Origin of the sequence: Yersinia sp. 1252 StPb PI (genome assembly GCF_048593885.1) — a bacterium.
GTDB classification, from domain to species: domain Bacteria; phylum Pseudomonadota; class Gammaproteobacteria; order Enterobacterales; family Enterobacteriaceae; genus Yersinia; species Yersinia enterocolitica_E.
On the sequence record NZ_JAZGQE010000222.1, the window covers coordinates 1 to 6745 of the forward strand.

Consider the following 6745-nt stretch of genomic DNA (forward strand, 5'->3'; position numbering starts at 1 on the left):
ATATCAGTTAACGCGATTAATATTAAAGTAGATGATAATTGGTATGGAACCATAGCAGAAGATAAAATTAATGGTAATGGAGGGAAAGGATTATCCAGTTTTGCGCAAGCCGCATATTTAATTAGTCTTCCTGTCAATGTTTGTGTTAAAGGTAAATATCTGCGGGGGGTGGGGGGAGTTGATTAAGTTTTCGCTCAGGACAGCCGGTGATAATCCTCTGCGCTGAACGAAGTATTTTCTACTGATCACTGTCGCCACTCAAAATAGCGTGTTTCTTTAACATGCCGCGTAACTGATGGTAGGTTAGCCCGAGTAAACTGGCGGCTTTACGTTGATTAAATCGTGCCTGTTCCAAAGCATGTTTTAACATCTGCTGTTCACTGTGATGTAACCATTGCTTTAGATCGAGGGGCAATTGAGGTAATGCCGCCAGGTGATCATCGACAACTTCTGGATCTTTGCTTTCAGAGACTTGCCGCACAGCAAAAGGATTGATAATAATATTATCCAATGGCTGACTACTGCTGCCATGGCGATAGACTGAGCGCTCAACCACATTCTTTAACTCACGGACATTCCCCGGCCAACGGTATTGCAGTAATTGCGCTTTTGCCGCAGAGGTGAAGCCCGGAAACAGTGGTAAACCTAACTCTCGGCACATCTGGATGGCAAAGTGTTCAGCGAGTAACATGATATCTTGCTGGCGTTCACGTAGCGGCGGTAGTTGCACCACATCAAAGGCGAGCCGGTCCAGCAGGTCGGCGCGGAACTTGCCCGCCTGCGCTAACGCGGGCAAATTGTCATTAGTAGCACAAACCAATCGTACATCCACTTGTAGTGGCTGACTGCCGCCAACGCGCTCCAGATGACCATACTCAATCACGCGCAGTAACTTTTCCTGTACTAGCATGGGGGCTGTTGCCAGTTCATCCAAAAAGAGGGTACCCCCATCCGCGCGTTCAAAACGCCCTAAATGGCGCTTCTGAGCACCGGTAAACGCTCCCGCTTCATGACCAAACAATTCTGAATCGAGTAAGTTTTCATTCAACGCGGCACAGTTAAGTGAAATGAACGGCCCCTGCCAACGGTTTGATAAATAATGCAACCGATGAGCAATCAGCTCTTTACCGGTACCTCGCTCACCAATCACCAATACCGGCTTATTCAGCTTTGCCAGCCCGGAAACTTGCTCCAGCACTTCAACAAAAGAGTTTGCTTCGCCTAACAGGTTTTCTAATTGCTCGCTCATGATGAAATTCGCCAATAGTTGGTTAAAACACTCACTTTACATTCTATCTTAATTTAAGCAGAAAATATTTTTTTGTTATTTTTCAACTTATTAAAACTCATGAAAAGTTGGCACGACTCTTGATAATAGTTATTGCACAAGAGTTAGGCGAATGGATGCAACCAGACGCCACTATTTCAGAAAGCCATTAAGTCAAAGAGGACATACATTATGGGTATTTTTTCACGCTTTGCCGATATCGTGAATGCCAACATCAATACATTGCTGGATAAAGCGGAAGATCCACAAAAATTAGTACGCCTGATGATTCAGGAAATGGAAGATACACTCGTCGAAATTCGTTCAACATCTGCCCGCGCATTAGCTGAGAAAAAACAGTTGTTGCGCCGCATCGATCACAGCGCAAGTCAGCAGCAAGAGTGGCAGGAGAAAGCCGAGCTGGCACTGCGTAAAGATAAAGAAGATTTAGCCCGCGCAGCACTGATTGAAAAACAAAAAGTTATTGCACTGATTGATACACTGACCCGTGAAGTGGCTACAGTGGAAGAAACACTGAGCCGCATGAAACATGAAATTAGCGAGTTGGAAAGTAAGCTAACTGAAACCCGCGCCAGACAACAGGCGCTGACCCTGCGCCATCAGGCTGCTGCGTCATCTCGCGATGTGCGCCGCCAGCTCGATAGTGGGAAACTCGACGAAGCTATGGCACGTTTTGAGCAATTCGAGCGGCGTATTGACCATATGGAAGCTGAGGCTGAAACTGTGGGGGTCGGCAAACAAAAGTCGCTGGAAAGCCAGTTTGCTGAACTGAAAGCAGATGATGAAATCAGTAACCAGTTGGCCGCCCTGAAAGCGAAAATGAATTCGGCTGAGTAATGGTCTTGATCCATTTGCGTAAGCCCTATCTTTTGCTCTGTCTTATCGCTTTAGTGGCGAAAATATATCGAGCGGGCCGTAAGTAATAAAGCGGCCTGCCATAATTAAAATGCGGATACCCGCCAGATGATTAAGGGGAACGAATGAGTATCCTGTTTCTTGCCATACCACTGACCATTTTTGTGCTGTTTGTCGCACCTATTTGGTTATGGCTGCATTACAGCAATCGCCAGCAAAGTGGCGCTCAGCTTAGTCATCAGGATATGCAGCGCCTATCACAGTTAACTGATGATGCTCGCCGGATGCGGGAACGGATTCAAACATTAGAAGAAATTCTTGATGCGCAACATCCGAACTGGAGGCAGTCATAATGGGCGATGTTTTTAAAAATAATATGTTAAGTGGCAAAAAACTGTACCGGGTGCCAGAAGAGGGGATGATCAAAGGGGTGTGTGCTGGTCTGGCCCACTATTTTGATATTCCAGTACGATTGATTCGGGTGATGGTGGTGTTATCCCTGTTCTTTGGTTTGTTTGTTTTCACTATCGCGGCCTATATCGTACTGACTTTTATACTGGAACCGGTCCCCGCAGCCAGTTTTAATGGGCAGCATGAAGCAACGCCTCGTCAGCTTCTGGATCAACTAGAGTTTGAGTTGGGCGCCGGGGAGCAGCGTTTGCGCCAGGTAGAGCGCTATGTCACCTCTGAGACTTTTGGTGTCCAGAGCCGTTTTCGCCAGTTGTAGTGTTACCAATTATTGCAGCCGGGAATGTTGCCCATAGATGTTACTTACCTATCCATATAGCCTGCCGGAGGGCAAAAGATGAACAATAATCCCGCCCGTTCACGTGCAGGTGTAGTATTAACGTCACTGGTTAAAATTATCTTTACTGTTGCATTGGCCTATGGCCCGGCCAGTGCGGCTGGCTTGATAGTAAAGAGTGTGAGCCGCAAGCCCCTGCGTTGGTTGCTGCTGATGCTGCTAGAGCCAATGTTAAAACGCGCAATGCAGGCAGCTGCTGGCCAATTTGCCAAGGAGAAGCATGAAACGACTGCAAAATGAGATTACGTCTTTGGTTAATCGTGGGATGGATCGCCATCTCCGCTTAGCAGTAACCGGCTTGAGCCGCAGCGGGAAAACTGCCTTTATTACTTCGTTAGTGAATCAATTACTTCATGTCCACAGCGGTGCACGTTTGCCGCTGTTTTCGGCTGTGCGCGAAGAGCGGCTACTGGGTGTAAAACGGGTGCCGCAGCGTGATTTGGGTATTCAACGTTTTACCTATGATGAAGGATTGGCGTCTTTATATGGCACACCGCCAAACTGGCCAACTCCAACCCGTGGCGTCAGTGAAATTCGCTTAGCATTGCGCTTTCGTTCTGGTGATTCGCTTTTGCGCCACTTTAAAGAGACATCGACACTTTATTTGGAGATTGTCGATTATCCCGGTGAATGGTTACTGGACCTGCCTATGTTGGAACAGGACTATTTAAGCTGGTCCCGCCAGATGGCGGGCCTACTACAAGGGGATCGCGCACAGTGGGCCAAACCTTGGCTAACATTGTGTCAGCAGTGTGATCCGTTAGCACCGGCAGACGAAAACCAGCTAGCGGCCATTGCACAGGCTTATACCGATTATCTTATTCGCTGCAAGAATGAAGGCCTGCATTTCATTCAACCCGGGCGGTTTGTCCTGCCTGGTGATATGGCTGGTGCGCCTGCACTACAGTTTTTCCCGTGGCCGGAAGTGAATGAACTGAGTGAATCACGGCTGGCGCAGGCGGATAAACATTCCAATTTGGGTATGTTACGTACCCGTTTTAGCTATTACTGCAACTCGGTGGTGAAAGGTTTTTATAAAGAGCATTTTGTCCGATTTGATCGACAAATTGTGCTGGTGGATTGTTTGCAACCCTTGAACAGCGGGCCGCAGGCATTTAACGATATGCGCCTGGCTCTGACCCAATTAATGCAGAGTTTCCATTACGGAAAACGAACATTATTCCGTCGCTTATTCTCGCCGTGTATCGATAAGCTGATGTTTGCGGCGACTAAAGCGGATCACGTGACGGCGGATCAACACGCGAATCTGGTATCGTTACTCCAGCAGTTGGTGCAGGAAGCCTGGCAAAATGCTGCTTTCGAAGGGATCAGTATGGATTGTGTTGGGCTAGCATCGGTACAGGCGACAGAAAGTGGCATAGTCGAACATCAGGGGCAAAAAATCCCTGCATTGCGTGGCCATCGCCTGCTGGATGGTGTACCGCTGACGGTATTCCCGGGGGATGTCCCGGCGCGTTTGCCTGGTCCGGCATTCTGGCAGCAACAGGGTTTTCATTTTGATGAATTTCGCCCACAAGCGGTGAATGTTGATAGCCCATTGCCCCATATTCGGCTGGATGCAGTGATGGAGTTCTTATTGGGAGATAAGTTGCGATGAGTGAGCCGTTGAAACCACGGATAGATTTTGAACAGCCTTTGCAGCCTCTTGATGAGCCAGTATTAAAAGCAGCACAGGCTTTTGATCAACAAACCGCGCAGAACTTCTACCCTGCGGCACCTGAACTAGACGCTGAAGATGAAGAAGGGCGGGTGGAAGGGTTGGTGAATGCTGCGCTGAAACCCAAACGCAGTCTGTGGCGCAAAATGGTGACGGCCGGACTGGCACTCTTTGGTGTCAGTGTGATTGCCCAGTCAGTGCAATGGGTTAATCAGGCTTGGCAGCAGCAGGATTGGATAGCACTGGGGGCAACGACTGCCGGTGGGCTGATTGTGGTAGCTGGGGTCGGTTCGGTGTTGACCGAGTGGCGGCGTCTATACCGTTTACGCCAGCGGGCACAAGAGCGCGATGTCGCACGCGAACTTCTGGTGAGTCACGGTATCGGGCAAGGGCGCGCCTTTTGTGAAAAACTGGCGCGTCAGGCCGGATTGGAGCAAGGGCATCCGGCACTGCAACGTTGGCAGGCGTCACTGCATGAGACTCATAACGATCGAGAAGTGGTTGAGTTATATGCCAAACTGGTACAGCCAGCACTGGATAATCAGGCACGGGCAGAAATTAGCCGCTACGCTGCTGAATCAGCATTAATGATTGCGGTCAGTCCTCTGGCGTTGGTGGATATGGCCTTTATCGCCTGGCGTAATATTCGTCTGATTAATCGTATTGCCGCTCTGTATGGTATCGAATTGGGATATTTCAGCCGAATTCGGTTATTCCGCTTAGTGTTACTGAACATTGCCTTTGCCGGGGCTTCCGAATTGGTACGAGAAGTGGGTATGGATTGGTTGTCACAGGATTTGGCCGCTCGTTTATCGGCTCGTGCGGCGCAAGGGATCGGGGCGGGGCTACTGACCGCCCGACTGGGTATCAAAGCGATGGAGCTATGTCGCCCGTTACCGTGGCTGGATGGTGATAAACCTAAACTGGGAGATTTTCGCCGCCAGTTGATTAGCCAATTGAAAAATACGCTGCCGAAAAAAGACAAAGCTAAACCGTAATCAGTTGGCTATTTCAATCGCGGATCGAAGGCGAAGGAGAGTGTTTTGGCGGTACTCAAACAGGCCTGAAAATCTTTGTGGCGTGGGTTGACCAGCATATTGTGTTCTGATGGCACCAGTGTGGACGGGACCAGTAATCCAATTGATGATTCTGATGCCAACCACTCGGTGCCGATATCCATCGTAGCGGCAGGTGCGGGGTCGTTACGCCAGTCAATGGGCCAATCCTGTGGCTGTAACAGCATGATATTGCTATCATCAATCTCAATTTGAAATAATTCAAACTCACTGAGTGTTGAGCTGTCTTGAATATGCACCAGTGTTTCCAGCATTGCCAGTGACACACTACTGGCTAAATAGATGGCAGCGTGGCCTTTATGATTCCAGCGGCCGCCATAGATTTCAGCGCCATAGCCGGTCCAGGTTGAAGCAAGATAACGGCGCATCACAATGCGATAGAGCATCATAAGTATTGCCCCGTCGGGTTGCCAGTAATTGTGAACTTATCCATGTCATCTTCCCTATAGAACTTTTATCCTTCCTGGCACTCAGCTATGAAAATACACCGTGTTCCAGCCGGCCAATTAAATCACAGATTTCTAGCGCGCCGGTTTCGGTCTCCAGCAGTGAGTCAGGGCTGCGATGCCCAAGCCCCTTAATTGGCGTCGACATCCAGACGATGGCTTTGCCTTTATCACCACCAAATAGATCAACGGCGGCATCCATTACTCGCACGAAACGCGCAATTCGCTCGCTCTCTTCCGGGGTAAAACGGCCATCATGGGTGCGTCTACGGGTTAGACTACGGCTGGGAATACCGGTAGCACGCAATACTTCAGATTTAGGTATGGACGCCCAGAGATGGATGCTGTCGATGACATCGACAGAAAAACCCAATTTGATGCTATCCACCAATACCGTGCCACGACTGGCCGGCAAACCAATTTCACGCCAGAGCGCCCCTGCCTTGGCTGTGGGGGTAGGCTGATAAGCTCTCATGTAACCTCCTCGGTCATATGGCTACCTCTACTATAGCCAGTTGGCCGATGGAATGCAAAGTGTCACCTCACCTTGACGAAGGGACTGATACAGTCAGGCATTATATTATTCTGAATTATTCT

General features: G+C 49.1%; 9 protein-coding genes and 1 pseudogene. 7 read left to right on the top strand and 3 right to left on the bottom strand.

The window, feature by feature from the left end:
- Positions 1-186: pseudogene (locus tag V2A85_RS21045) on the top strand (hypothetical protein); the annotation flags it as partial.
- A 52-nt stretch (positions 187-238) separates the two neighbouring features.
- Here V2A85_RS21045 and pspF read toward each other — a convergent pair.
- Positions 239-1249, bottom strand: a complete 1011-nt coding sequence (gene pspF / locus V2A85_RS21050) for a phage shock protein operon transcriptional activator (protein ID WP_420072273.1) — start codon at positions 1247-1249, stop codon at positions 239-241.
- A 210-nt stretch (positions 1250-1459) separates the two neighbouring features.
- On the opposite strand from pspF, the gene pspA reads away from it, so the two are divergent.
- The 6 genes from pspA to V2A85_RS21080 all read left to right on the top strand — a co-directional run bounded on the left by pspA (position 1460) and on the right by V2A85_RS21080 (position 5624).
- On the top strand, positions 1460-2125 hold the full coding sequence (gene pspA, locus V2A85_RS21055; RefSeq protein ID WP_372559093.1) for a phage shock protein PspA: 666 nt from the start codon (positions 1460-1462) through the stop codon (positions 2123-2125).
- 143 nt (positions 2126-2268) lie between these two features.
- On the top strand, positions 2269-2496 hold the full coding sequence (gene pspB, locus V2A85_RS21060) for an envelope stress response membrane protein PspB (protein ID WP_032906081.1): 228 nt from the start codon (positions 2269-2271) through the stop codon (positions 2494-2496).
- Positions 2496-2870, top strand: a complete 375-nt coding sequence (gene pspC, locus V2A85_RS21065) for an envelope stress response membrane protein PspC (protein ID WP_193784654.1) — start codon at positions 2496-2498, stop codon at positions 2868-2870. The genes pspB and pspC overlap by 1 nt, the downstream gene beginning before the upstream one ends.
- A gap of 78 nt (positions 2871-2948) precedes the next feature.
- Complete coding sequence (gene pspD / locus V2A85_RS21070) at positions 2949-3188, top strand: phage shock protein PspD (protein ID WP_083158769.1); 240 nt, start codon at positions 2949-2951, stop codon at positions 3186-3188.
- On the top strand, positions 3169-4566 hold the full coding sequence (locus V2A85_RS21075) for a YcjX family protein (protein ID WP_083158770.1): 1398 nt from the start codon (positions 3169-3171) through the stop codon (positions 4564-4566). Before pspD ends, V2A85_RS21075 begins: the two co-directional genes overlap by 20 nt.
- Positions 4563-5624: a TIGR01620 family protein gene (locus tag V2A85_RS21080; RefSeq protein ID WP_372559092.1), complete on the top strand. Its 1062-nt coding sequence runs from the start codon at positions 4563-4565 to the stop codon at positions 5622-5624. The genes V2A85_RS21075 and V2A85_RS21080 overlap by 4 nt, the downstream gene beginning before the upstream one ends.
- Before the next feature lie 8 nt (positions 5625-5632).
- On the opposite strand, the gene V2A85_RS21085 is transcribed toward V2A85_RS21080, so the two are convergent.
- On the bottom strand, positions 5633-6091 hold the full coding sequence (locus V2A85_RS21085) for an RES family NAD+ phosphorylase (RefSeq protein WP_372559091.1): 459 nt from the start codon (positions 6089-6091) through the stop codon (positions 5633-5635).
- 85 nt (positions 6092-6176) lie between these two features.
- Positions 6177-6623, bottom strand: coding sequence for a DUF2384 domain-containing protein (locus tag V2A85_RS21090; RefSeq protein ID WP_372559090.1), 447 nt, complete (start codon positions 6621-6623; stop codon positions 6177-6179).
- Positions 6624-6745 lie beyond the last annotated feature (122 nt).